General features: G+C 50.3%; 23 protein-coding genes. 10 read left to right on the top strand and 13 right to left on the bottom strand.

Going from position 1 to position 26,976, the window contains the following annotated elements:
- Positions 1-276 precede the first annotated feature (276 nt).
- The 7 genes from ACYU87_RS18005 (at position 277) to ACYU87_RS17975 (ending at position 11,806) form a co-directional block, all read left to right on the top strand.
- Positions 277-2,985 carry a c-type cytochrome gene (locus ACYU87_RS18005; RefSeq protein ID WP_461135469.1) on the top strand — a complete coding sequence of 903 codons (2,709 nt, stop codon included), beginning with the start codon at positions 277-279 and terminating at the stop codon, positions 2,983-2,985.
- 121 nt (positions 2,986-3,106) lie between these two features.
- Positions 3,107-3,832, top strand: a complete 726-nt coding sequence (locus tag ACYU87_RS18000; protein WP_461135731.1) for a 3-keto-disaccharide hydrolase — start codon at positions 3,107-3,109, stop codon at positions 3,830-3,832.
- Positions 3,833-3,949: 117 nt separating this feature from the next.
- The gene (locus tag ACYU87_RS17995) at positions 3,950-5,011 is read left to right on the top strand and encodes an aldose 1-epimerase family protein (protein WP_461135468.1); all 1,062 of its coding nucleotides are present in this window, start codon (positions 3,950-3,952) and stop codon (positions 5,009-5,011) included.
- Between the two features lie 23 nt (positions 5,012-5,034).
- A complete protein-coding gene (locus tag ACYU87_RS17990) occupies positions 5,035-6,252 on the top strand; it encodes a class I mannose-6-phosphate isomerase (protein ID WP_461135467.1) in 1,218 nt (405 codons plus the stop codon).
- Between the two features lie 185 nt (positions 6,253-6,437).
- Entirely contained in the window at positions 6,438-7,469 is a 1,032-nt protein-coding gene (locus ACYU87_RS17985) for a sugar phosphate isomerase/epimerase family protein (protein WP_461135466.1), read from the top strand.
- A 17-nt stretch (positions 7,470-7,486) separates the two neighbouring features.
- Positions 7,487-8,644 carry a Gfo/Idh/MocA family protein gene (locus tag ACYU87_RS17980; protein ID WP_461135465.1) on the top strand — a complete coding sequence of 386 codons (1,158 nt, stop codon included), beginning with the start codon at positions 7,487-7,489 and terminating at the stop codon, positions 8,642-8,644.
- Positions 8,645-9,025: 381 nt separating this feature from the next.
- Positions 9,026-11,806, top strand: coding sequence for a M14 family metallopeptidase (locus ACYU87_RS17975; protein WP_461135730.1), 2,781 nt, complete (start codon positions 9,026-9,028; stop codon positions 11,804-11,806).
- Between the two features lie 86 nt (positions 11,807-11,892).
- Here ACYU87_RS17975 and ACYU87_RS17970 read toward each other — a convergent pair whose 3' ends face one another.
- From ACYU87_RS17970 to ACYU87_RS17925, 10 genes are all read right to left on the bottom strand, one after another.
- Positions 11,893-12,345, bottom strand: a complete 453-nt coding sequence (locus ACYU87_RS17970) for a hypothetical protein (protein ID WP_461135464.1) — start codon at positions 12,343-12,345, stop codon at positions 11,893-11,895.
- A gap of 10 nt (positions 12,346-12,355) precedes the next feature.
- Positions 12,356-12,820, bottom strand: a complete 465-nt coding sequence (locus ACYU87_RS17965) for a hypothetical protein (RefSeq protein WP_461135463.1) — start codon at positions 12,818-12,820, stop codon at positions 12,356-12,358.
- Positions 12,821-12,890: 70 nt separating this feature from the next.
- On the bottom strand, positions 12,891-13,463 hold the full coding sequence (locus ACYU87_RS17960; RefSeq protein ID WP_461135462.1) for an RNA polymerase sigma factor: 573 nt from the start codon (positions 13,461-13,463) through the stop codon (positions 12,891-12,893).
- A gap of 85 nt (positions 13,464-13,548) precedes the next feature.
- Positions 13,549-14,502 (bottom strand): transketolase family protein, encoded by a 954-nt coding sequence (locus tag ACYU87_RS17955; protein WP_461135461.1) that lies wholly within the window; start codon positions 14,500-14,502, stop codon positions 13,549-13,551.
- Positions 14,503-14,530: 28 nt separating this feature from the next.
- A complete protein-coding gene (locus ACYU87_RS17950) occupies positions 14,531-15,103 on the bottom strand; it encodes a hypothetical protein (protein ID WP_461135460.1) in 573 nt (190 codons plus the stop codon).
- A complete protein-coding gene (locus ACYU87_RS17945; RefSeq protein WP_461135459.1) occupies positions 15,097-16,107 on the bottom strand; it encodes an AAA family ATPase in 1,011 nt (336 codons plus the stop codon). The genes ACYU87_RS17950 and ACYU87_RS17945 overlap by 7 nt, the downstream gene beginning before the upstream one ends.
- Before the next feature lie 96 nt (positions 16,108-16,203).
- Positions 16,204-17,061: a transketolase gene (locus tag ACYU87_RS17940; protein WP_461135458.1), complete on the bottom strand. Its 858-nt coding sequence runs from the start codon at positions 17,059-17,061 to the stop codon at positions 16,204-16,206.
- Positions 17,062-17,150: 89 nt separating this feature from the next.
- On the bottom strand, positions 17,151-17,600 hold the full coding sequence (gene bcp, locus ACYU87_RS17935) for a thioredoxin-dependent thiol peroxidase (protein ID WP_461135457.1): 450 nt from the start codon (positions 17,598-17,600) through the stop codon (positions 17,151-17,153).
- A gap of 77 nt (positions 17,601-17,677) precedes the next feature.
- Positions 17,678-19,747 carry a M23 family metallopeptidase gene (locus tag ACYU87_RS17930; protein WP_461135456.1) on the bottom strand — a complete coding sequence of 690 codons (2,070 nt, stop codon included), beginning with the start codon at positions 19,745-19,747 and terminating at the stop codon, positions 17,678-17,680.
- 67 nt (positions 19,748-19,814) lie between these two features.
- The gene (locus tag ACYU87_RS17925; protein WP_461135455.1) at positions 19,815-20,426 is read right to left on the bottom strand and encodes a fumarylacetoacetate hydrolase family protein; all 612 of its coding nucleotides are present in this window, start codon (positions 20,424-20,426) and stop codon (positions 19,815-19,817) included.
- A gap of 200 nt (positions 20,427-20,626) precedes the next feature.
- Between ACYU87_RS17925 and ACYU87_RS17920 the strand changes: the two genes are divergently transcribed.
- Positions 20,627-21,457, top strand: a complete 831-nt coding sequence (locus tag ACYU87_RS17920; RefSeq protein WP_461135454.1) for a M48 family metallopeptidase — start codon at positions 20,627-20,629, stop codon at positions 21,455-21,457.
- A gap of 89 nt (positions 21,458-21,546) precedes the next feature.
- Here ACYU87_RS17920 and sucC read toward each other — a convergent pair whose 3' ends face one another.
- Entirely contained in the window at positions 21,547-22,764 is a 1,218-nt protein-coding gene (sucC, locus tag ACYU87_RS17915) for an ADP-forming succinate--CoA ligase subunit beta (protein ID WP_461135453.1), read from the bottom strand.
- A 169-nt stretch (positions 22,765-22,933) separates the two neighbouring features.
- Between sucC and ACYU87_RS17910 the strand changes: the two genes are divergently transcribed.
- Positions 22,934-23,596, top strand: coding sequence for an ABC transporter ATP-binding protein (locus ACYU87_RS17910; protein WP_461135452.1), 663 nt, complete (start codon positions 22,934-22,936; stop codon positions 23,594-23,596).
- Between the two features lie 382 nt (positions 23,597-23,978).
- On the opposite strand, the gene groL is transcribed toward ACYU87_RS17910, so the two are convergent.
- Both groL and ACYU87_RS17900 read right to left on the bottom strand, forming a co-directional pair.
- Positions 23,979-25,619: a chaperonin GroEL gene (gene groL, locus ACYU87_RS17905; protein ID WP_461135451.1), complete on the bottom strand. Its 1,641-nt coding sequence runs from the start codon at positions 25,617-25,619 to the stop codon at positions 23,979-23,981.
- Between the two features lie 97 nt (positions 25,620-25,716).
- On the bottom strand, positions 25,717-26,013 hold the full coding sequence (locus ACYU87_RS17900; RefSeq protein ID WP_012925587.1) for a co-chaperone GroES: 297 nt from the start codon (positions 26,011-26,013) through the stop codon (positions 25,717-25,719).
- A gap of 249 nt (positions 26,014-26,262) precedes the next feature.
- On the opposite strand from ACYU87_RS17900, the gene ACYU87_RS17895 reads away from it, so the two are divergent.
- The gene (locus ACYU87_RS17895; protein ID WP_461135450.1) at positions 26,263-26,970 is read left to right on the top strand and encodes a hypothetical protein; all 708 of its coding nucleotides are present in this window, start codon (positions 26,263-26,265) and stop codon (positions 26,968-26,970) included.
- Positions 26,971-26,976: the final 6 nt, after the last annotated feature.

The raw sequence follows: 26,976 nt of genomic DNA, 5'->3' as shown, positions 1-26,976 counted from the left end.
CATCCCACAAACGTAATTTTACGCGTACCCCACCGGACGGTTCGGGCCGGAAAGAAAATGAAAACAAGTGCTTTCTTTATGTTTAATCTAGGTTGGTAAAAATGAATCGATAGAAGCAGAATCGTTTCGGCTCTGCTTCTTCTCTTTTGTTTACCCGCCACTGCCAGGTCGGTATATTGCTCTGTTCAGGTGCTTTATACGGAGACTGCACCCCCGATTATTGTTCGACATGCCGCCATCGAGGCATTGCTACAAACTTATTTACTCAATCGAATTATGTTATTCACGAACAAACCAGCCAAGTTACTACTCATCGTTGCTGCGTTCGCCTTTATCGGAACATCCTGGATTAGTATGCAGGGGGCAAGTACCCTGATTCCGGTAGCCGATGACCCTAAAACCGATAAATTGAAGCTGTTGCCGGGGTTCAAAGCGGAGCACTTGTACAGTCCCTCCGATAACAAACAGGGCTCCTGGGTAGCCATGGCATTTGACGATAAAGGCCGCATGATCACGTCCGATCAGTACGGATTTCTGTATCGGCTCGAACTGCCGCCAATCGGCTCGGGTACGTCACAGCCTAAAATAGAAAAGCTGAAAGTGGGGGTTGTTCAACCCGGCGATACGACGGTGGGCATGGGCTACGCACAGGGTCTGCTGTATGCGTTCAACAGCCTCTACGTGATGGTGAACAACTGGGAAAATAAGAAATTCGACAAAGGGAGCGGGCTCTACCGGCTGCAGGACACCGATGGCGATGATCAGTACGACAAAATAACCTTGCTGAAAGCCCTGAAAGGTGAGCCGGGCGAGCATGGTCCCCACAGTATAAAACTCTCACCCGACAAGAAGTCGTTGTACGTCATTGCCGGGAACCATACCGATGTGCCGGAAATGGACGCCTATCGCTTGCCGTCTAACTGGAAGGAGGACAACCTGTTCCCACAGATAAAAGACCCTCGTGGCCATGCCAACAACCGGATGGCCCCCGGCGGCTGGATCGCGAATGTTGATCCGGAGGGAAAGCGGTGGGAACTCATGGGGGCTGGTTTCCGGAATGCGTTTGATATTGCGTTCAACGAAGCCGGTGACATGTTTGCCTACGATTCGGACATGGAATGGGATTTTGGCCTGCCCTGGTACCGGCCTACCCGTATTTGTCACGTGACCAGTGGTGCTGAATTTGGCTGGCGTACCGGTAATGGAAAGTGGTTGCCTGCCAACCCCGACAACTTGCCGCCCGTATTGAACATCGGGCAGGGCTCGCCGACAAACCTTGTCTTTGGCGAGAACGCCCGGTTTCCGCAACGCTATCGTCAGTCATTGTTTGCCTTCGACTGGAGCTTCGGTATTATTTACTCGATCAATCTGAAGCCTAAAGGGGCATCGTACGAGGCCGAGCGGGAGGAGTTTATTTCGGGTTCACCACTGCCACTGACCGATGGCATGTTCGGACCCGACGGCTCCCTGTATTTCCTGACGGGTGGCCGTCGACTGGAATCAGATCTGTACCGGATCACGTATACCGGCACTGAATCGGTCACGCCCACGGCGAAGGCAACTGTGCTGACCAAAGAACACCAGCTCCGAACCCAATTGGAACAGTATCATCAGGGAGCCAACCCCGCGGCTATCGACGCTGCCTGGCCTAATCTGAGCCATCCCGACCGATTTGTTCGCTATGCGGCCCGGATTGCGGTTGAACATCAGCCGGTTGCTCAATGGCAGAATCGGGTATTCACCGAAACCGATCCGCAACGCCTGATCCAATCGGCCGTCGCACTGGCCCGTCAGGGTGACGCTGCGCAGAAAAGTAAACTGCTCAACGCCCTGGTCACGATAAAATACGACCAGTTGCCGGAGTCGCAGCAGTTCGACCTGTGTCGGGCTTTCGAACTGGTTCTACTCCGGATGGGCATGCCCGAAGGGGCTGATAAGGAAAAAGTAATCGCCTACCTGAATCCGCGTTATCCCGCTAAAACGGCGCTGATGAACCGGGGGCTCAGTAAGGTTCTGATTACCCTGGAAGCACCGGGTGTGGTGAGCAAAACGCTGGCCCTGATGGACGTAAAAGACGAACCGGGTAGCAAAGACCTTGGTCTCGAAAACAGCACCGCTTCCTCCGACCTGATTCTGCGCAACCCGCAATACGGGCTGGACATCGCCAACATGCTGGCCAAAGTGCCGCCCCTGCAACAAACGTTTTATGCCGTTATGCTTAGCCGGGAAGACACAGGCTGGACACCAGAACTCCGGGCGAAGTATTTCTCCTGGTTTGCCAATGCGTTTAAATACCAGGGCGGACGCAGCTACGTCGGCTTCATTGATCGGGCGCGTAAACTGGCCTTGAATCACGTACCTAAAGACCAGTTTGAAAAATACAATAAACTGTCGGGGGCCGATCTGCTATCGGCATCGGGCAACGATTTCGTGAGCGATTACGCGCCAAAAGGTCCGGGTCGTCGGTGGGAACTGGACAAAGCGGTCGCTGTACTTGACAGTGGATCGACCAGCCGCAACTTCGACACCGGCAAGAAAATCTATTCGGCCATCTTATGTAGCCGTTGCCATTCGATGGGTGGTCAGGGGGGCGACATCGGACCCGATCTGACCCAACTTGGTACCCGGTTCTCCAACAAAGATATTCTGGAGTCCATCATCCACCCGGATAAAGCGATTTCGGATCAGTATGTATCTACCATTTTCACGTTGAAAAACGGGGAGTCGGTATTGGGCCGGCTGGTCAACGAGGATAAGGCGAGTTATTCAATTTCCCAGAATCCCTTTGCCCCGGATCAGCTTCGGAAGATCGCCAAGAAAGATGTTGCGTCGCGAAAAAACTCAACCGTTTCCATCATGCTGCCGGGTCTGATTAACAGCCTGAACCCCGATGAACTCAAAGATTTGGTGGCTTACCTGAAATCGGGCGGCAATCAGAACAACGAGGTCTATAAAGCAGGTAATACTGGATCGAAAGGGAAATAAAAATTCAGCGTATTAGTGCCGCAGTTCGAACTGCGGCACTAATACGCTATGAAAACAAACGGATAGAATGAAAAAAAACAGCATTAATGTTAGGCGTTTGGGGCTCGTGCTGGCTATTGCCATGACGGTGGGCCTGGGAACGGCCAGTGTGGCGCAAAAGAAAGACAAGAACGGATTTGTGCAGATATTCGACGGAAAGTCGTTGAAAGGCTGGGATGGAGACCCTACCTACTGGCGAGTAGAAAACGGGAATCTGGTCGGCGAAATAACCCCCTCGACTTTGCTCAAGACCAACTCGTTTATTATCTGGCGGGGTGGTGAGCCGGGTGATTTCGAGTTCAAAGGGGAGTTCAACATCACCAGCGAAGGCAATTCCGGCATTAACTACCGCAGCGATCAACTAACGGATGTACCGTTTGCCCTGCGCGGGTATCAGGCCGATATTGACGGCAAGAACCGCTACACCGGGCAGAACTACGAGGAGCGCAAGCGGACGACGCTGGCGTATCGTGGCCAGAAAACGACGATTCCGGCTTATACGGGCGATGCTACTCCCGACGCCGTCCGGGCCAATGTGAAGAATAACGCGTGGGGTGCGTTGACGGTGACTGGCTCGCTGGGTGATTCGGATTCTTTAAAGACGAAGATCAAAGCTGAGGACTGGAACACGTTCAGACTGGTTGTAAAAGGCAACCATTTGCAGCACTACATCAACGATGTGCTCATGAGCGATGTCACCGATGAGGATACGGTCAATGGCAAAACCAAAGGACTTCTGGGCGTGCAGGTGCACGTTGGCCCACCCATGAAAGTCCAGTATCGGAACCTCATGCTGAAGCAATTATAGGTTTGGTTTACGGTTCCCCCAGGACTGGGGCATACGTATTGTTTTCGCGACAGTTCCGGCGGAGAACCGCAATCACAAACGACAAACGCACACCTACGAACCACAAACTATACAACCTTGGCGCAACAACCCTGGACAGACAGAGTAACCAATCCGGCACAAGTAGGCGGAATTGAAACATCCGTACTGGATAACGGAACGGGCCGTGGTACCCGCATTGCGTGGATCAATACTGGAACAGGTCTTCGGTATAAAGTGGTCATTGATCGGGCCATGGATATCGCCGATGCGTTTTACAACCAGCATAGTCTGGCCTGGATTAGCCATACGGGCATTACTCCGCCCCAGCCTTTTTCCGATAAGGGAGCCGACTGGCTTCGCACCTTTGGGGGTGGCCTGCTCATTACCTGTGGCCTATCGCATGTGGGTGGCCCTGAGCAGGATGCGTATGGCGAACGAGGATTGCATGGGCAGATCAGCAATAGCCCCGCCGAAATCGAATCCATTATTCAGCCCGATCTGCTGACCGGCCAGCTTGAGATGAGCATCACCGGCCGAATCAAGGAAACGAAAATATTTGGCCCCAGTCTTGAATTAAGACGAACCATATCGGGCACGTTGGGCCAGCCCTTTTTGCGTATTCACGATGAGGTTATCAATCGGGGTAATACGCCGATGCCCCATATGCTGTTGTACCATTTCAACTTTGGCTGGCCATTGGTCGATGAGGGCACGAAGATTATCTGGCAGGGCGACTGGCAAGCCCGTGAGGGTGGTATCAACGCCGACATCTTCCGGGAAGGCAACGACTTTCGGACCTGTCCGGCTCCTTTAGATACGCACAGCGGCACGGGCGAAGCCGTTGCATCCATCAACGCGACCCCCGACAGTAGGGGTCTGTGTACGGCTGGTCTGTACAATGAGAAACTGGGCATAGTCATGGCCCTGCGCTTTCGCAAAGACCAGCTGCCCTGGCTGATCAACTGGCAGCATTGGGGAAAAGGGGAGTACGTGACCGGCCTCGAACCTGCCACCAATCCGCTTATCGGCCAGGCCAAAGCCCGTGAACAAGAGGAGCTTCTGTTTCTGGTACCCGGCGAAACCCGGTCCTACGATCTGGAAATTGAAATTTTACATGAGAAAGCCGCGCTCGATGACTTTCTAACAAAACATTCCTAAACCGATCCTTAATAAAACCCTGTATGGAAACAACAACAACATCCAGTTTGATCGAAAAAGCATTGGAGCAGGGGCAGGGCGTCCTGCGACTGACCCCAACCTGGGTTCCCCGGTCATTCTGCGTACCCGGTCGCCGGATAAAACTCCACCCCGACGATTATTATGTACTCGGGGGTGAACGGGGCGGCATCGATGAACGCTGGTTCTCATCGACGACACCCGCTAAAAACGGACCACTGACCGGCGAAAATGAAGGTCTGAGCCATGTTGTTTTCAACAACGGCGAGTCAGAGGTTCAATTTTTGCTGAAAGATGCTGTAAATGAACTGAAAGGCGAACTGATCGGCGATCGTTTGTGGGATGAGTATGGGGCCTGGCCAATGTACTCTAAGTTTTTCGACAACATGGGTCCTTTGCCGCATCACCTGCATCACAACGATGAGCAGGCAGCCCTGATCGGTCAACTGGGTAAGCCCGAAGCCTATTATTTTCCGCCCCAGGTCAACAACCACGGTGGCGACTTTCCATACACCTTTTTTGGTATTGCCCCCGGCACGACAAAAGAGCAGATAAAGGAATGCCTGCAAAACTTTACCAAAGGCGACAATAAGATCACGAATTATTCGTCGGCCTACCGGTTGGAGCCGGGAACGGGGTGGGATGTGCCGCCGGGATTGCTGCACGCGCCGGGTAGTATGTGTACTTACGAGCCTCAGAAAGCCTCCGATGTTTTTGCCATGTACCAGTCGCTGGTGAACGAAGCGATTATACCGGAAGAACTGCTGTGGAATGGTACGCCCAAAGACCGCATCGGTGATTTTGACCAGCTGATGGAAGCCATCGACTGGGATCTGAATGTTGATCCGCAGATGATGGCTAATCGGTTTATGAAGCCATTGCCGGTACGGCCGCTGGAGGAGATGGAAGGCTACGCCGAACATTGGGTTTGCTATAAGTCTGATGCCTTCAGTGCGAAAGAGCTAACTGTTTTCCCCGGCCAGACCGTAACCATTAAAGACAGTGCGGCATATGGCCTGATCATGATGCAGGGACATGGTAAACTGAATGACTGGAACATCGAAACCCCCGCGCTGATTCGGTACGGCCAACTGACGAACGATGAATTCTTCGTGAGTGAAAAAGCGGCTCTATCGGGCGTTACCATTGTCAATGCCTCCACAACGGACCCCATCGTGATGCTGAAACATTTCGGGCCCGGCAATCCTGATTTGGTCTTGTAGATAATTGGACGGCGGCTGACGCGAAAATGGACCGTGAGGACACCGGTCTATGGATAGGCAATCGTAAACTAAGCGACGGGCTTCTGTAAGCCCATAAATTGCTACCATACTCATGAGCTGTGGCTTTACGGGACACTTCCGCGTCAGCATTGACGAACCACAAACCATTGATACCCTAAAACTCCATGAACGAGAATAACTTCCCTAAACTGCACAATGCGACCTGGCCTGGAATCGTCGGGAAAGGGCCAGATTCAGAGCCCCCCATTCCATTTGATACGATGCTCGAAATGACGGCTGCCGCTGAAGTAGACGGCGTTAAATTCGATGGTGTTGATATCGGTCTTCTGGACCCGCACATCAACATCGATAGTTCCGACGATGATATTAAACGACTAGTGGACAAGGTGTCTGGCTACAATCTGGAAATTGGGTCGCTGGTAGCCCCTATCTGGGCAGGTTCGGCCATGGGCAGCAAAGAAGAACGAGCCACGTTTGTCGACATGGTGCGCAAAGCCTGTCACTTTGGTCAGCGGTTGCGTGAATTGGGCATTCGGCCAAGTGGCGTTGTGCGTATCGATTCGTCCAGCTCTCCCCAGGCCTGGGATGCCGATCCGGAAGGAAACTCCAGAATCATTGTGCAAACGTTCCGGGAAGCCTGCGATGTAGCTGCCGATTTTGGCGAAAAGCTAGCCGCTGAAGGGGAAATTTGCTGGGCCGGCATGCAAAGTTGGAAAACTATGCTCGACACGCTGGAAGCCGTCGATCGCCCGAATATGGGTTTCCAGGCTGACATGGCCCATACTTTATTGTACACACTCGGTTATAACCGCGAGCAGGACCGTATTCTGCCCGCTAATTTCGATTGGAGTGATCGGAAAACGCTGGAAGAAGCGCTGGTGACCATAACGAAAGCCCTCCGTCCGTGGACAATCGACTTCCACGTGGCTCAGAATGACGGCACGGTATTCGGTTCCGGTTCACACGATAAAACTGGCCGACACTGTCAGGCGTTAGATCCCAATGGTAAACTCGATGTCGTTCATGATGCCGGTTACTGGCTGCGCGACGAAAAGGGCGTGCTGACCAAAGCGTTCAGGCATATTTGTTGGGATGGCTGCATGTTCCCCAACGCCGTCATGAACAATCAGCAGACCTGGAATGATATTCTGGGCACCATGATTAAAGTCCGCAACGAACATGGCTGGCGAGAGTAGCCTGAACCCCCAACAACATGACACCCAAGAAAGAAATACGAATTGGTTTAATAGGCGCTGGCCTGATGGGCCGGACACACTCGAACGGATACAAACGAATCGGCGACTTTTTTCCTGAACTGGAATACCGGCCGGTACTGAAAGCCGTTTGTTCGCGCAATGCTGAAAGTGTACAGAAATTCGCCGATCAGTGGGGCTACGAATCCATCGAAACCGATTGGCGAGCGATCATTGCTCGTGACGATATTGATGCTGTCGATATTTGCACACCGAACGATACCCATGCTGAAATTGCCCTGGCCGCAGCTGCGGCCGGGAAGATGATCCTGTGCGAAAAACCGCTCGCCCGGACCCTGGCCGAAGCTCAGCAGATGGTAGACGCTGTAGAAAAGGCGGGCGTTCAGAATACCGTCTGGTACAACTACCGGCGTGTACCCGCCGTTACGCTCGCCAAGCAGATTATTGATTCGGGCAAGCTGGGTAAGATTTTCCATTACCGGGCCAACTTCCTGCAAGACTGGACGATTAGCGCTGATGTGCCGCAGGGCGGAACCGGTACCTGGCGGATGGACGTTGACGCAGCCGGGTCGGGCGTAACCGGTGATTTGCTGGCCCACTGTATCGACACAGCCATGTGGCTGAACGGTGCCATTACGGATGTTTCGGCCGTTACCGAAACGTTTGTTAAAGAGCGGATGCACCAGGTGACGGGTAAAGTGCAGCCGGTTGGTATCGACGATGCCTGTCTCTTCCATTGTCATTTCGGCAACGGCTCACTGGGTCTCTTTGAGGCAACGCGTTACGCGCGTGGGCACAAAGCCTTATATACGTTGGAAATCAACGGCGAGCATGCGTCCATCCGGTGGGACTTACACGACATGAATCGCCTGGACTATTTCGATCATGCGGACGAATCCATTGTGCGGGGCTGGCGGTCAATTCTGGTGACGGATAGTGATCAGCCGTACATGAAACGCTGGTGGATTCCCGGAACAATCATTGGGTACGAGCACACCTTTGTGCACCAGGCGGCCGATTTCTTCAAAAGTCTGGAAACCGGCGAACCTTGTGCACCTACGTTCCAGGATGCGCTGCAAACCCAGAAAGTCTGCGAAGCAGTGCTGGAGTCGGCAAGGTCCAGAAGCTGGCAAGAAACGGGTGCTACGGACGTATAGCTGATTTTTTGTCATTGCGACGCAGGAGCAATCTTCGAAGGATATAAACGGTTTTCATCTGAAGATTGCTCCTGCGTCGCAATGACAAAACGTTTGTTAAGCCAAGCTTCAGAAGTCGAGACACTTCTTCGTAAAAAAGGGATTACATGACTGTAATCCCTTTTTTATGTACCAGACAAAATAAAACACATACTTCGGCGATCAGTATAAATACCTAATTTAGGTTTTGTTGATAAGGTATAGTGCAATATAAAAAAAGGCATACAGCTTAAAAAAGTAATAAAAATTCGGCTATTCATGGTCGGAAGTTACTAATTTGTGTGCATTACCTCAACTGACCGATTTCATACATCTATGATTCAAAAAATTCTTCATTCGTTTATGCTGGTGCTGTCGGTGGGCGCGCTGATTGTTCAGGCACAAACCATTCCTACGCCCAAAGATCATTTTGGCTTTGCCATCGGCGACGATTACCATCTGGCTACTTATACTCAGACTGAAGCTTATTTCAAGAAACTGGCTACGTCCGACCGAACCAAACTGGTTGACATTGGCCTGACCGAAGAAGGACGCCATCAGTTTATGCTGATCGTTTCGTCGCCGGAGAACATCAAAAAGCTGACCACCTACAAAGACATTTCTCAGAAGCTGGCTCGCGCCGAAGGAATCAGCGAAGAGCAGGCCCGCGCGCTGTCGACGGAAGGAAAAGCCGTTGTCTGGATTGATGGGGGGCTGCACGCTACGGAGACCGTTGGTACTCACCAGCTCATCGAAACCGCCTATCAGCTGGTAAGCCGGAAAGATCCCGAAACGCTGAAGATTCTCGATAATGTGGTTATCCTCTTAACCCATGCCAATCCCGACGGGCAGGAGATCGTCTCAAACTGGTACATGCGTAACCCGACACCAGAGAAGCGCACGCTGGATAATCTGCCGCGCCTGTATCAGAAATACGTGGGGCACGACAACAACCGGGATTTCTTCATCATGAACATGAAAGAGTCGCAGAATATCGGCCGTCAGTTGTTTGTCGAATGGATGCCGCAAATCATGTACAATCACCACCAGCGTGGTCCGGCCGGTTCGGTTCTGGCGGGGCCTCCCTACCGTGACCCCTTCAATTATGTATTTGATCCATTGATGATTACGGGCATTGATGCATTAGGCGCGGCCATGATTAACCGGCTGAATGCAGAAAATAAACCCGGCTACACCCGTCTTGGCGGTTCTGTCTTTTCGACCTGGTACAACGGTGGGTTGCGAACCACTACGCACTTTCATAACATGATTGGCCTGCTCACCGAAATTATCGGTAATCCAACCCCCGAAGATGTTCCGCTGGTTCCGCAGCGACTCATCCCCAACGGCAATACGCCGTTTCCGGTTACCCCGCAGAAGTGGCGTTTTAAGCAATCCATCGACTACTCGCTATCGCTGAACTACGCAACCCTGAACTACGCAGCCCGTCACGCGGATGAATTGCTGTACAATATTTACCGGATGGGCAAAAATTCCATTGATCGGGGCAGCAATGATTACTGGACCTTGTCGCCAAAACGCATCGACGCTATTACGCAGGCTTATCAGGCCGCTCAGAAAAAAAACACGCCCGGTGCCGGGCATTCCACCACCCCGGACCAATACGGCTTACTGCCCCGTGGTGGTGGAATGCCCGTTAAATATTACGACACAATTATGAAAGCGCCCGTACTGCGCGATCCGCGGGGCTTTATTATTACCGCCGATCAGCCTGATTTCCCAACGGCGGTTAAATTCGTAAATGCCTTGATAAAAACGGGCATTCAGATTCAGCAAGCCACGACCGATTTCTCGGTGGCAGGCAAGAAGTATCCGGCGGGCTCGTACGTCGTAAAAACCGATCAGGCGTTTCGGCCGCACGTGATTGATATGTTCGAGCCACAGGACCACCCAAATGATTTTCAGTATCCCGGTGGCCCACCTGTTCGTCCGTACGATGCTGCAGGCTGGACACTGGCCTACCAGATGGGGGTTCAGTTTGATAGGGTTCTGGATGGATTCGACGGTCCGTTCAGGAAACTGCCGTATGGCGAACTTCAGTCGCCCAAGGGGCGTGTAGACGGGTCGGCGGGAGCTGGCTACGTATTGGGCGCACGCGCAAATAACTCGTTTATAGCGGTCAATGATCTGCTCAAAGCGGGCGTTGCGGTATACCGTTTGCCGAATGGAGTAGGTGATAAGTCGGGTATCGAAGCAGGCTCATTTTTTATACCGGCATCAGCAAAAGCAAAAGCGATACTCGACAAAGCAACCAGTGAATTAGGGCTGGTCGTAACAGGCTTGTCCAGAAAGCCAACAACTTCCATGATCAACGTGTCGCCAAAACGTATCGCTCTTTGGGATACCTATGGTGGCTCGATGCCGTCGGGCTGGACCCGCTGGCTAATGGAGCAGTACCATTTTCCGATTCAGTTGGTATACGCCCAGGATATTGATGCCGGTGATCTACGCAAGAAGTATGATGTGATCTTATTCGTAACCCGCGCTATTCCGGGAGTTGGCAATGCCAATGCCAACCGGAGCGAAGGTGAATTTTCGGCGTCACGGGAGCCAAAAGCGGAAGAGCTACCCAGTGAATACCGTCCGTGGCTTGGCCGAATCACGGCTGATAAATCAATTCCGAAGTTGAAACAGTTTATGGAAGCGGGCGGTAGCGTGGTAACCATTGGTACGAGTACCAACCTGGCTTACCACCTTGGCTTACCCGTTAAGAATGCCCTGGTTGAGATGAGTACCGCTGGGCAGGAGCGCCCGCTTCCCGCAGAGAAATACTATATTCCGGGCAGTATTTTGCAGGTGAGTCTTGACTCAACGCAGCAGGCTACCTGGGGTATGCCCACAAAAACGGATGTGTACTTTGATGCCAGCCCCGTCTTTAAAGTGGCTCCGGATGCGATTGCCAGGGGCGAAGTAAAACCGCTGGCCTGGTTCTCGACAGCTAAACCGCTGCGTAGTGGCTGGGCCTGGGGACAAGGGTACTTACAGGACGGTGTGGCCGCGTTTATGGCTCCGGTTGGCTCCGGTAAACTAATTGCCTTTGGCCCCGAAATCACCTTTCGCGCCCAGGCGCAGGGTACGTTTAAGCTACTGTTCAATCAGTTGTATGCGTTAAAGATGCCGTAGCTAAAGCACAAATCATACCCTTCATACACAACAGAAGAGCCTGACCCACTGATGGGTCAGGCTCTTCTGTTGTATATGAAGGGTATTTAATCCTGGCTGTTCAGTTTATTGAGCAGCATTTTATTGAATACTTGTTCTGTTTTGTACAGCTCAGTCAACTGTTGCGGACTGATTACTTTCAGAAACCGACTCATGTATTCTTCATCAAGGTCGGCCAGTTTCTGCTTTGTCGCATTGACTTCACGAAGGCCGTTGACCAGTTGATTATCGTTCTGATTAGTGCGTGATGGCTCATTGGTCAGTTGCCGAACCCGGCGGTTCAGTTCCTGCTTCTTTGCGTTGTATGCGTTATAAACAGCCCAAAACTCCGGGGCCTGATCGGTAGTCAGGTTGAGTCGATTGGTAATCAGGCCAATCTTTGCTGATTCAATTTTCTGGCGTCCATTGAGATCGCCCTGGGCAGTAGCGAGTTGAGTCGTCAGCGTCAGGGCAATCATCCAGCCAATCCATGCGTGTTTCATCGCGGTAAAGTTAACCATGCTAAATAAATCAGGAGCCTACATTCGGGTTATCCGAAAGAACCTCGTCCTTAATATGCTGCTGAATGTCGGCGGGCTGTACGTTCAAGTACTGGATAGCCGTTGTATCGTTGCCCAAAGAAGAATGGAGTTGCTGACTATCAGCCAGTTCGTCGGCGTTGATCCCCTGCTCATCGAGGTAAGCCGTGATAACGTCATTACTGACACCCGCCAGCGCTTCACTCGGTAGCGACTCCTGGCGTTGTGGCAACGTCTGCCAAACCAACAAAGCGATCAGACTAGCACCAACCAGCGATGCTGTCGAGCGCTGCCATGACCAGCTGATACTAAACGCCGGTTTGGGTTTCTGCATAACACGCGCCTGTACCCGAGAAGGTAGCGTGTCGAAGTAGCCATCCGGTGCGGCAAACGGATGTTGCCGCATGGGGTGTTCTGGGGGTAATTCGTCAAGCCGGAAGTTATTATCCTCGTTCATGGTAAGTGGTGTGCGTATTACACGATTCCAATTCAGTTATATTTATTTGACAGGATCAACGGGCTTGGGTTTAATCGGTTGTATCAGTTTTCGTGATAAAATCCTCTATTTTTTTTACCGCCAGGTGATAGGATGCTTTCAGCGCACCAACAGACGTTCCCGTTATGTCAGCAATTTCTTCGTACTTCATATCATCGAAGTACTTCATGTTGAATACAAGTCGTTGCTTGTCGGGAAGCTTGAGAAGTGCTTTCTGTAATTTCATCTGCACCTCCTCGCCCGTGGGCTCGATCCCCGATGTAACATAGCTGGAATTGCTCTCCAGTTTCTCCATCAACTCACCTTCAACATCGCCGATAGGCAGGAAAAAGCGCCGACGTTTTTTGTTCAGGAAGTTCAGGCACTCATTGGTAGCAATGCGGTACACCCAAGTATATAACTGACTATCACCCCGAAACTGTTCCAGACTGTTCCAGACTTTAATAAATGTTTCCTGCACCAAATCATCGGCATCGTCGTGGTCGATAACCATCTTTCGGATATGCCAGTAGATTTTCTGTTGATACTTACGTACCAGCAGATTAAAGGCGTAATTCCGGCTCGATGGGTCGCGGTACTTGGCGAGGATTTCTTCGTCAGTCATTAGTCATTCGGTTTCCATATAGGGTTTGTGGCTTACAATCCCGGCGGGGAGCCGAAACTATAAACCACAAACCGGATACGGAAACCTATTTTCTTGCTATTGCTTTTTTCACCTGCTCAACAATCTTGTCGGCGGTGAGTCCATATTTCTGCATAAGTTGATCGGGCGTAGCACTCTCTCCGAAGGTATCATGCACACCAACGTACTCAAGCGGAGCTGGATAATAACGAGCTAGTACTTGGGCAACGCTGTCGCCCAGTCCACCGTTGATCATGTGCTCTTCGGCCGATACGGCACAACCCGTCTTCTTCACCGAAGCCAGAATAGCCTCTTCATCTAACGGTTTAATGGTGTGAATGTTGATAATGTCGGCCTCGATTCCTTCCTCAGCCAGAATTTCACCCGCTTTGATAGACTCCCAGACAAGGTGACCTGTGCAGAAAATCGAAACATCTTTTCCTTCGTTCACGGTCCACGCCTTACCAATCTCGAACTTCTGATCGGCAGGGGTAAATACCGGAATAACCGGACGGCCAAAGCGCAGATAAACAGGCCCTACGTGTTCGGCAATGGCCAGCGTAGCCGCTTTGGTCTGGTTATAATCGCAGGGATTGATAACGGTCATATTGGGCAGCATTTTCATCATACCCAAATCTTCCAGAATCTGGTGAGTGGCGCCATCTTCACCAAGCGTCAGACCCGCGTGCGACGCGCAAATCTTCACGTTTTTGTCCGAGTAAGCAACCGACTGGCGAATCTGATCATACACCCGACCGGTAGCAAAGTTGGCAAATGTCGTCGCGAACGGAATATGGCCACCAATGGTTAGCCCCGCCGATACACCAATCATGTTGGCTTCGGCAATGCCGCACTGAACGAAGCGCTCTGGATTTTCTTTGATAAAGACATCTAGTTTGAGCGACCCGGCCAGATCAGCGGTTAGCGCAATGACGTTAGGATTCGAGCGGCCCAGTTCGGTCATGCCCGCGCCAAAGCCCGAACGCGTATCTTTTTTCTCCGTGTATTCGTATTTTTTCATCGTGTAGCGACGCAATCCCTTGCGCCTGTTAATTCGCCGAAGCGAGGGTTTGCAATTTGGTCAAAAAATAATGGGCACTCGAACAGTTTGGGTGTTGAGCCGCCTTTTCAATGGTGAAGCCGTTATTTTTCATAGCGTTGGCGAGTAAGACTTTGCTTTTTCGAAAGCGCCTGAATCGTTGCGACGCTAATCCCAGATTAACAATCGTTGTGACGGGGTCATTATCCTCTTCAGGAAAGGGTATGACTTCAGTTGTACCGGTGAATTTGCCCAATGCTTCTGAATCTGCCAGATACCAGTTCTCAAACTCTTTAACGGCTACGATTACCGTCTGATCCGCATGCTGACTAATGGCTTCCTTCGTCAAGGTGATGCATGCATCGCGATCTAAATCGACAAGAACGAAGATTCGCTCTGCGCCTTTGTCTAATAGAATCTTGCGGTGCTTATCAATACGCTCAGCCTCATATTCTTTTTTACCGCCAGCCTGGGTAACCGCAACGAGTTCAATATCGAAATGAGCAATAAACGTTCGGAAAGAGGCTGTATCCAGAATAATAGGCTCTGTTTCCCCTTCGCAGATGATACCTAGTTTTACCACGGCAACCCACCTCCCAGAGCATTCGTAAGCCAGGCTTCGTCCATGGGTAGATCATGCAAGTTCATTCCCTTAATTTGCTTTATTTGCGTTGCACCTTCCTTTTTATCCACCAAGATAATTTCGTCGGGTGTCAATTGAGAAACCAGCGATTGAGAATGCGTATTGAGCCAGATACGATGCCCAAACTCTTCACAGGCATAGCGACAAAGATTAACCAGCTCCTTTACAACCTTGGGGTTCAGACCGTTTTCCGGCTCCTCAATGCAAAGAAACTGCGGTTCATCTGTACTTTGATAAATCGCTGTGAGTAAAGCCAGAATGTTGTACGTACCGTCGGAGATCAAAGCCTTTGTAAATGGCCTCTCAATACCCTGTTCATAAATAAGTAAAGTTGAAGTGCCTCCAATATTATCAGTTCTAACTTCGACTTTCAGAAAACCAGGAATAAATAGTGTTAGCCATTCTTCAAACTCGTCTATAATGTCTCTGTCTGATAAAATTCTTTCTAAGACTTCTTCAAGATTAGAAGCATTAGCATTTAAAACTTCGTTGTCTTGGAAGTCAACTTTAAGGATTTTGTTATTGCCCACGAATAATCTTCCAAATCCATCATAAAATTGCTTGTAATTTTCCCAATTCCCGGTTTCGAAGAAATAATCACGATTGTTTTGACTGGGAACTCCTGTGGAATTACGGGTGTAGCCAATTTCTGAAAAAGAGAAAGTAATCTCGGAGTGATTTGGCGATTCGCTGTCAAACTTTAGCTTAAAAGAAAATTCCTTTTTCGAAATTTTTCTATTAAGAATGCTATCTGCTCCTCCGAATAATCTTACACCTGTAGATTTGTCATTTTTCGACTGAAAATTCACAAACTCCAAAGCCTCGAAAATATTCGATTTGCCCGACCCGTTAGGGCCAACAAAGACCGTGAACGGATTCGGCTCAATGAGTTCGATCCGTTCAATGGACTTGAAATTTTCGATAACCAGGCGTTTGATTTTCATGTGTCCATGTAGAGACGCAATCCCTTGCGTCTCTCTTATGCGTCAGCAACACCATCCGGCAGGAGAAGACGCAGAGGGTTGCGTCTATACGTATAATCAGTAATCCGTTACCCCAATGGATAATGGCAGGCCGTTCAAGGCCTGGGTCAGCTGCTCGGCGTTGGGTGCTGTGCCGTGCCATTTGTAATTACCCACCATGTATTCGACGCCGAATCCCATTTCGGTGTGCATCAGAATCATCGTCGGTACGTCAGGGTTTTCCTGCGCTTTCTTAAGCGTCCGGATGACGTCTTCAATATCGTTGCCTTCCATTTCGTCGACGAACCAGCCGAACGCGCGGTATTTGGCTGCCAGGTCACGGTTGCTGTTCACGTTGTCGGTAGTACCGTCAATCTGAGCATGGTTAAGGTCGATGATGGCGGTCAGGTTACCCAGTTTTTTGTTGGGAGCAAACTGAGCGGCTTCCCAAATCTGGCCTTCCTGCTGCTCGCCATCGCCCATCAGAACGTATACGTGGCTTTTATCGCCATTCAGTTTTTTTGAGTAAGCAGCACCGCTGGCAACCGACAACCCCTGGCCCAACGAACCCGATGCGATGCGGACGCCCGGCAGATGTTCGGCTGTTGTGGGGTGACCCTGTAACCGGCTATCAAGTTTACGGAACGTAGCCAGTTCCGAAACAGGGAAGTAGCCTGCCCGCGCTAGTACTGAATAAAATACGGGTGAGATGTGACCGTTCGACAAAAAGAAAAGGTCTTCATCGCGGCCATCCATATCGAAGACCGGGTTGCCATCGGCGTCCTTTTTTCGATTCATCACGTCGAAGTACAGCGCGACTAAAAAATCGGCGCAGCCCAAAGAACCGCCGGGGTGCCCGGAGTTAACGGCCGCAACCATGCGAAGAATGTCTCGCCGAACGGCGGTTGCAGTGTGTTTAAGTTGTTCTATTTCCATGTAGTAGTGCGGTGAAAGCCCGCTTTTTTAATCAAAAATGGCGAGTCCAGCCTGAGCAAGGCTACTGGCGTCCTGGCTGGATGGTCGCGTTAAGGTAAAATTTGTTCTGCGTGATTTTTCGTATCTATCTTATTGATGATGTCGGTGATGATGCCGTTCTCATCAATTAGAAACGTCGTTCGGACAGTACCCATATACGTCCGGCCATACATTGACTTTTCTTTCCAGACATCGTACGCTTCGGCCACCTTCATATCCGTATCGGCGATGAGTGTAAACGGTAATTCGTATTTGCTGATAAACTTCTGATGAGATACCTGATCATCGACGCTAACGCCCAGAACCTCGTACCCTTTGGTCCGTAAATCAGCATAATTATCGCGAAGACTACACGCCTGCGCTGTGCAACCGGGCGTATTGTCTTTGGGGTAAAAATACAGAACTACTTTGTTTCCCCGGTAATCAGATAGCTTGATGGGCTGGCCGTTCTGGTCCGTACTGGTAAAGTCAGGGGCTGGGTCACCGATGTGTAGGCTCATTAAATTTTCGTTTGGGCGGTTCCCCGCCGGAATTCACCGTTTTTGGTTCGTCGTCAGTGTACAAACCCGTTACTGGGTTATCGTTTCTTTCGTCCCTTACTCGGTGCCGCTTTGCGCTTTACCGGCTGACGGGGAATTTCAATCGTTGTGCTATCGGAGCCAATGTTACCCGATCGATCTTTCACCTGAACCAGCACTTCAGCCCCGTCTTCAAACGGCTCGTCCGGGTTCAGCTTATCCGACCACAACAAGGCTCGCTTGTAATCATATTGCATAAGCACCCATTCGCCATTTACTAACGCCCTGAATTCAGAAATTCCTGACAGGTCGTCCCTTATTTTGGCCGTAATGCCTTTAGGCGTCGCGCTCAGGATTTCAACCGATGGTGGGTTCGCATCGATCATTAGTTGAAAGCGGCCCAGCGAACGGGTTTTGAACTCAATTTTGCCCTTGTTCCATTTCCCGCCCATAAAGCTTTCCCGACCGCCACTCACCCAGTAGGCTTTCGTTCGCATGGTGTCAATCGCAATAGGGTAATTTGGTACATACTGAATCGTCAGGTAGTCATTGAGCGGAATGGTAGGCTGGTTGATTTCGATACCTCCCCCCGGTAATGTTCGTGTAGCCAGGTGTAAGGTGTCGAACAGCGTTTTCGGGCTAAATTCCAGTCGCGCATTCCCAACCGTAACTACGTCAGCCCGGCCCGGTATGACCCGTTTTTTGAAGTTCGTTCGAATCACACCCCGACCAAACTGGACCGAATCTGGCAAAGTCTGCCGCAAATCTATAAGATAAACCGCTTGGTTGTTACGAACATAGCTAACCGGCTGTTCCACCACCGTCTTGCCCGTAATCAATTTGGCTACTGGCGGATTGCCCGCTACTACGTTGCGGACCGTTAGCTTCAGAACATTTTCGTCAGTTGTAACGGTAGCGGCCGTTTCTCCAGCAACGGATTCAGAGGAATAATCTACCGGCTGAATAGCCACCGAGTCTGTTCTGGACTGGGCTGTTGTTACCTCGGGCATGATCGTAAACGTCAGCTTCGTGGAGTGGTCGTACGCATCGTACAGGATTAATGTGACCTCGTGCGATTGGCCATCCAGCAACGGTAAACGCCCCCGGTAAGCCGCGTTGCTTTGCATCTTGTACAGATTCAGAATGTTACCATCGGCAACGTAGGCCCGGTGATAACGCTGGCCGGTCATCTGCTCCACTTCGTAGTTTTCGTGGATATTCATAAACCGGGTTTGTTCATTCGGGAAACTGTTCATGTTGTAGGCAAACACCTCCCGACCATCGAGCCGGATTTCCAGGCAGCTAATACCATTTCGGTACGGAGAGCCACTTGTTTTATCGTAAGCCAGTACTTCGAGGCCAACAAGACCGGAGGCTGTGATAGGCTTGGTGATGGTATATGAGCCGTCGGGCTGGCGGGTAGGGGCGTAGCTGACGCGTTGGTACTCGCCGTTGATGCGCGAGGTGGGCGTCATCGTTTTCAGGGCAATCCGTTCGAAATAAGGCGGTACGTTGTCCTGAATTTCCGAAAAACCATACAGCAGGGGGTTAATCAGATTGTCTTTGGCATCGCGTATTTCGAAGTGAAGGTGTGGCCCACCCGAGCCACCCGTATTGCCCGATGCCGCGACCACATCGCCCTGCCTGACTGGGAACTGGCCCGGTTGCGGACGCAGGTCGATCTCGAATGTTTTCTTTTGGTATTGCTGCTCCCGCAGGTACGTGCCGAGCGTGTCCTTCAACGCTTTGAGGTGACCATACACGGTCGTTAAGCCATTCGGGTGTTTGATAAATATGACGTTGCCATAACCGCCCGTAAAAACCGCAATTCGGGAGATATAGCCATCCGCAGCCGCATGAACGTCCAGCCCTTCACGCCCACCCGTGCGAATATCCAGGCCCGCATGAAAGTGATTGGGACGTAGATCGCCCAGTCCTCCCGATAGCGAGTTAGCGCCACCGGGCTGAATAGGAAACTGGAAATAGCCATCTTCAATGGTACCGGGTTGAATATACCCTGTCTGAATGGCCGGTTTTGTGGGGGCCGAACGGGGGGGCGTTTGCCCAACTACCAGCCCCGTACTTAGCAGGACAACGGCTATTAACTTATAAATTAGTACTTGTTTCAAAAGCAAAATTAATTGAAAATAGAAGCGTTGGTCTGACTATACGAAAAGCCAAATGAATCCAGAACGCTTACTTTACATCAAACGTGAGCATCGGAGTGTCCTCGATGAAGGCGGTCAGGCGATCACCTACCTGAACAGGACCCACTCCTTTGGGGGTACCCGTAAAGAGAATGTCGCCTTGTTGCAGCAAAAAATACCGCGATACGAAGGAAATTAGGTAATCAATCCTGAACAGCATCAGGCTGGTATTTCCTGTCTGCCGGGTTTCGCCATTGATGTCCAACCGGAAATTCAGATTCTGTAAATCGGGGAAATTGGTTTTCGGGACAAAGTTCGAAATTGGCGCAGAGCCATTGAAGCCTTTGGCCAGTTCCCAGGGTAAACCTTTTGCTTTTAACTTGCTCTGCACATCACGGGCCGTGAAGTCTATCCCAATGCCAATCTCGTCGTAGTACTTATGGGCGAACTTTTCGTCGATGTTCTTGCCAACCCGATTAATTTTCACCAGAACCTCGACTTCATGATGAACATCACTGGAAAAATCCGGATAGAAAAATGGCTCATGCCTGAGGGGAATAGCCGTTTCGGGCTTCATGAAAATAACGGGATCCTCAGGCTGTTCGTTGTTAAGCTCCTTTATATGGTCAACGTAATTCCGGCCAACACAAATAATTTTCATAGACATAACGCGGACATGCTACCCGCAGTGTTGTTCTAACAAGGACGGACAACATGTCCGCGTTACATTAAACCAATGCAAATACCGCAAATCTAACGACTAAAGAAGGGGCAACCGCATCGCTGGGTAAAATTTTGAACAATTCCAGTACTTTGCTCGTCATATAACGTCAGAATAACTACCATTTAAAACACGCGAAAATGAAAACAATAATAATTGTCATGTTGTCACTCGCTTTTGCTGTAACGGCTTGCGAGAAAGTACCTTTAACGGGACGAAAGCAACTGATTTTAGTGCCTAATAATGATATGCTTTCGATGAGCTTTACGCAGTACAAAGCTTTCTTAGATACCAGCAGGGTTGTCAGCACCAGCAATAGCGATGCTGAAATGGTTAGTCGGGTTGGCGATCGAATTCGCCGGGCTGTTGAAAGTTACATGAACAGCAATGGCTATAGCAAACGACTCGAGGGGTTCAAATGGGAATACCATCTGGTACAAAGCAACCAGGTAAATGCTTGGTGCATGCCCGGCGGTAAAATCGTGGTTTATTCTGGTATCTTACCGTATACCCAGAATGAAGCGGGTCTGGCTACGGTATTAGGGCATGAGGTCTCCCACGCTATTGCCGAACATGGTAACGAACGAATGAGTGAAGGGCTGGTGGCCAATGGTCTACTACAAGCCGGTCAGGTAGCAACCGGTATTGGCACATCAAATAAAAGTCCACAAATGCAGGCTATCTTTCAGCAGGCATTTGGCGTTGTTGGACCATTAGCTTATCAGTACGGCGTGGGTCTGCCCCATAGCCGTAAACAGGAATCCGAAGCTGACCATTTAGGGTTAATCTTTATGTCGATGGCGGGATACAATCCTAAGGAAGCCATTTCGTTCTGGACGCGTATGGCGAAGGCTGGTGGTGGTAAAGCACCTGCCGAATTTCTGTCGGATCACCCATCGGACGCACGCCGGATCGCTGACTTGCAAAAGTTACTTCCTGAAGCCGAGAAATATTACGCTAGTGCCCGATAATGCATTGAGCGCAGCATAAACAGAAAAGCCAGAGTTTTCGCTCCGGCTTTTCTGTTTATGCTCCAGACAGTATCTGGTTATTCGGGTCTTTACAAAGCGGCAATAACCTGACGTACTCGTTCAGCGGCTTCCTTCAGCAGAACGGCTGATTGTACTTTCAGGCCCGATTCGTCAATGATTTTGGCGCCTTCTTCGGCGTTCGTACCTTGTAGACGAACGATGATCGGAACAGGAATGTCGCCGATCGCTTTGTAGGCTTCAACAACACCCGTTGCCACGCGGTCACAGCGAACGATACCACCAAAAATGTTGATCAGGATCGCTTTTACATTCGGATCTTTCAGAATGATGCGGAAACCAGCCTCAACCGTTTTCGCGTTTGCACCACCCCCAACATCAAGGAAGTTAGCGGGTTCGCCACCCGATAATTTAATAATATCCATGGTTGCCATAGCCAGGCCCGCGCCGTTTACCATGCAACCGACATTACCATCAAGTTTCACATAGTTCAGGTCATTGGCAGACGCTTCTACTTCGAGCGGATCTTCTTCAGCCAAATCCCGCATGGCCTTCAACTCAGGATGGCGATACAGGGCATTGTCGTCCAGGTTAACCTTGGCGTCAACGGCCAAAATCTTGTTATCCGACGTTTTCAGAACCGGGTTAATCTCAAACATCGAGGCATCCGTATCGACGTATGCTTTATAAAGCGACGTCACGAATTTCACCATTTCCTTGAACGCATCCCCTTCGAGCCCAAGGCCGAAGGCAACTTTCCGGGCCTGGAAGGGCTGAAGACCGATCGCTGGATCAATCCACTCTTTTACAATTTTTTCGGGCGAGTGCTCTGCTACTTCTTCAATGTCCATACCCCCTTCGGTGCTGGCCATGATTACGTTGCAGGCTTTCGTACGGTCGAGCAGAATGCCGATGTACATTTCTTTCGGGTCGGATGGCCCCGGATAGTATACATCCTCAGCAACGAGAACTTTGTTCACCCGCTTGCCTTCCGGCCCTGTCTGGTGCGTAACCAGAACATTGCCGATGAGGTTCTTGGTGATGTCGCGCACGGCATCCACCGATTTGGCCAAAGCAACACCGCGCTGCTCAGAGCCGACGATCTGGCCTTTTCCACGCCCACCCGCGTGGATCTGGGACTTCACCACAACGAACTTCTGGCCTGATTGAGCGATCAGGAGTTTGGCGGCTTCAACGGCTTTCTCGGGCGACTCAGCAACAATGCCCTCCTGAATGCGGACACCGTACTTTTTGAGAATTTCTTTGCCCTGATACTCGTGTATATTCATGACAACTGCAACAAGGAGGATTGGAAATCGTATTTTTGTGCGGCAAGTTAATTGGAAATGATGAATTATGAATGATAAATGATGAATGAAAGCCTACGTAGGCTATTCACCATTTATCAGCCCGCCAGTGCCCCATCATCATTTCGTATCCCTCATTCATTGTTCTCTAATGCAACCAATCCTTCGCACAACAGATATTCGCCGGAACTACGGTGAACTGCCCGTTCTCAAAGGTATCAACCTAAGCATCGAACCGGGCGAGGTTGTATCTATTGTGGGCGCTTCGGGAGCCGGTAAAACCACGCTGCTGCAAATTCTCGGCACACTCGACCGGCCCGACTCGGGTGAGTTGCACATTGCGGGGCAGAATGTGTTCACGCTCAATGATCGTCAGCTGGCGCAGTTTCGAAACGAGCGCATTGGGTTTGTGTTTCAATTCAACAACCTACTACCCGAGTTTACGGCCATCGAAAATGTATGCCTGCCTGGTTTCATTGCTGGTAAAGACGAACGTGCCGTTCGGCAGCGTGCCGAATCGTTGCTGACGACACTGGGCCTGAAACACCGCCTTACCAATCTTCCCTCGCAGCTGTCGGGTGGAGAGCAACAACGGGCCGCCGTTGCCCGGGCGTTGATTAACGAGCCCGCTATCGTTTTTGCTGATGAGCCCAGCGGAAATCTAGATTCACGCAATGCGGAAGAACTTCATCAACTATTTTTTCGACTTCGGGATGAGTTGGGCCAAACGTTTATCATTGTAACGCACAACGAAGGCCTGGCGGCTTTAGCTGACCGAACAGTAACCATCCGCGATGGTCTTTTATTTACCTAATCCGTGTGACTACATGGTCGTTTTGTTAAGTCTATTAAGTAAATGTACTTAATTTTTAAACAATTTTTGAGTACTTTTTTTTGTTTAAAAGGCTGTATACCAACAAATTGCCTTTTATGTTCGAAAAAATAATTGAGAAAAAGAATCAATTTTCCGTATTTTTGTTTTACTATTGTGTCGAAAAGAAAAGTTTTTCATAACGTTGAGTAAATCAGAAAGCCAAGAGAGTGTCTCGCTTGGCTTTTTTGTTTGTCAAAAGTTGAGATTTGATCGCTAAAAATTGGCGATTGTCGGGAAGGGGCCTTATCAATCGATGCATATATAAATAAAAACTCTCCGGTCAATTTGACCGGAGAGTTTTTATTTACAAGAGGTTGATGGATTACATCATACCGCCCATGCCGCCACCGCCTGGGTGACCATGGCCACCACCGGCTGGAGCTTCTTCTGGCTCGTCGGCAATAACACATTCCGTCGTCAGCAACAGACCAGCGATAGACGCTGCGTTTTCCAGAGCCAGACGGGTTACTTTTTTCGGGTCAATGACACCGGCGGCAAACAAGTCTTCGAACGTATCGTTCTTCGCGTTGTAGCCAAAACCACCCTGACCGTCTTTCACCTTGTTCACGATAACCGAACCTTCGCCACCGGCGTTGGCTACGATTGTGCGCAGCGGTGATTCGAGGGCAACACGGATGATGTTGATACCGGTTTTTTCGTCTTCGTTGATCGCATTGATCGCGTCCAGCGAAGAGATAGCGCGGATCAGCGCAATACCACCACCGGTTACGATGCCTTCTTCAACGGCCGCGCGGGTTGCGTGCAGCGCGTCGTCAACGCGGTCTTTCTTTTCTTTCATTTCTACTTCGGTGGCTGCACCGATGTAGAGGATAGCCACACCACCCGACAGTTTGGCCAGACGCTCCTGCAATTTCTCGCGATCGTAATCTGACGTCGTGTTTTCGATTTGGGCTTTGATCTGGTTTACGCGACCCGTGATGTTTTCTTTCTCACCAACACCGTTGACAATAGTTGTATTGTCTTTATCGATCAGGATTTTTTCAGCCTGACCCAGGTATTCGATCGATGCGTTCTCCAGTTTGAAACCACGCTCTTCGCTGATCACCTGACCACCCGTTAGGATAGCAATGTCTTCCAGCATCGCTTTCCGACGATCGCCGAAACCAGGTGCTTTAACGGCAGCTACTTTCAGGGCACCCCGGATTTTATTGACAACCAGCGTAGCCAGGGCCTCGCCATCTACATCTTCAGCGATGATCAGCAGCGGGCGGCCTGTTTGAGCAACTTGCTCCAGCACGGGCAGCAACTCTTTCATCGACGAAACTTTCTTTTCCGAGATCAGGATGAACGGGCGCTCCAGTTCAACTTCCATTTTCTCGGTGTTCGTTACGAAATAAGGAGACAGGTAACCCCGGTCGAACTGCATACCTTCAACGGTCTTAACTTCCGTTTCAGTACCGCGCGCTTCTTCAACCGTGATGACGCCTTCTTTGCCCACTTTTTTCATGGCTTCAGCGATCATCGTACCGATTTCTTCGTCATGGTTAGCCGAGATGGTCGCTACCTGTTCGATTTTACCGAAATCGTCACCGATGGTTTGTGCCTGTTCAGCCAGGTTTTTGACAACGGCAATAACCGCTTTCTCAATACCACGCTTCAGATCCATTGGGTTTGCTCCAGCCGCTACGTTTTTCGCACCGATCGAGTAGATCGCCTGCGCCAATACGGTGGCTGTCGTTGTACCATCACCCGCTGAATCAGCCGTTTTCGAAGCTACTTCTTTCACCAACTGAGCCCCCATGTTCTCCATGGCGTCTTTCAGTTCAATCTCTTTCGCTACCGTTACACCATCTTTGGTGATAACAGGTGAGCCGAATTTTTTATCCAGAATTACGTTCCGGCCTTTAGGTCCGAGGGTTACTTTAACGGCATCGGCAAGGGTATCAACACCCTTCTTGATGCGCTCCCGCGCTTCGGTATCAAAAAATATTTTCTTAGCCATTGTTTCTTAGAGTTTGAAAAGTTTGTAGTCTACAGTTTGTAGTTGCGGTTCCCCGCCGGGACTTGCGCGAACCACAAACAACGAACGACGAACTGAATTAAAGGATTGCGAAAATGTCAGATTCACGCATGATGAGGTACTCTTTGCCATCAACGGTGATTTCTGTACCGGCGTATTTGCCATACAGTACCGTGTCACCCACTTGAACCGTTAGGGGTTCATCTTTCTTACCTGCACCAACGGCAACGACCGTACCACGCTGGGGTTTTTCTTTGGCGGTGTCTGGAATGATGATACCAAACGACGTTTTCTCTTCGGCCGGTGCGGCTTCTACCAGCACCCGGTCGGCCAGCGGTTTCACGTTCACTTTAACGCTTTCCGTTTCTGCTACCATGATAATGAGTTGATTAAGGTTTTTTACTGTTTGTGTTTTTACTTACACGACATTTCTCGATCGCCAATTACTGTGCCAATACGGTAAACTGCCATATTTTCCGGTTAAAGTCTGCCATACTGCCATTGCGTTGATTCAATTAACTTCCTTCGGCAAATGGTGCATTTTCAGCAAACAGAATTTGGCAGTTTCCCAATCGTTGGTTAGTTTAACAGGATCATATACCTAAACAAGTAAGTATTCTGGTTTATGAAAAAATTACAACCTGACTGGTTTACGCAAAATTGGCTTGACGCCGAATATCAGAAGTATGTCGTGATGGCATACTTACAGGCGGTTCAGAAAAATTTCGTTGAGCACAAACTCTGTCCGGACCTGCCTGAACTGCGAAGTCATTACGACGCAGGTATTCGTTTTTCGAGGGGCAAAGGTACGTTAAATGCGGCTTTCCCCAAGCGGGTTAGTCGAGTTACGGGCCCGCCACCCCGAATCGAATACAAATCCGAGGTAACGGACCCATCGTTCATGACGGAGATGGATGCGATCATGGAATTTGCCTTGCCCCGCTTTCAGACGCTGTTGGCCGAAGGGCAGCAACGCTGGCTCGACATTGCCAACTCGTTGATTCTGGCTCCGGTGGGCCTGCTGCCCCTACGACCGGAAGAGGGTTATTTACTGCTGCACACAACCGATCAGACTGAGACGCACGTTTATTATTTCTGCCTGACTTTGTATTCGGATCAGGAACCGGGTGGACGATTGGTACAAATGCGGTTTATTGAAGCGGTTCGGAAAAGCTTGGCCAACACCGTCGAGAATATTAAACTCGATTTGATCCGGCGGCACCGATACCTGCCTAATCCGGCCACATTTACGCTGGAGAGTCAGAAAAACTACCCGATTCAGGAAACGTTGTTGCCCATTGCGCGGCAATTACTGGTTCAGGCGGTGGCCTAGCCGTTA

Source organism: Spirosoma lituiforme (genome assembly GCF_054776635.1).
Note: the sequence above shows the minus strand (reverse complement) of the source record. Positions and strands in the feature narration are given on the sequence as shown.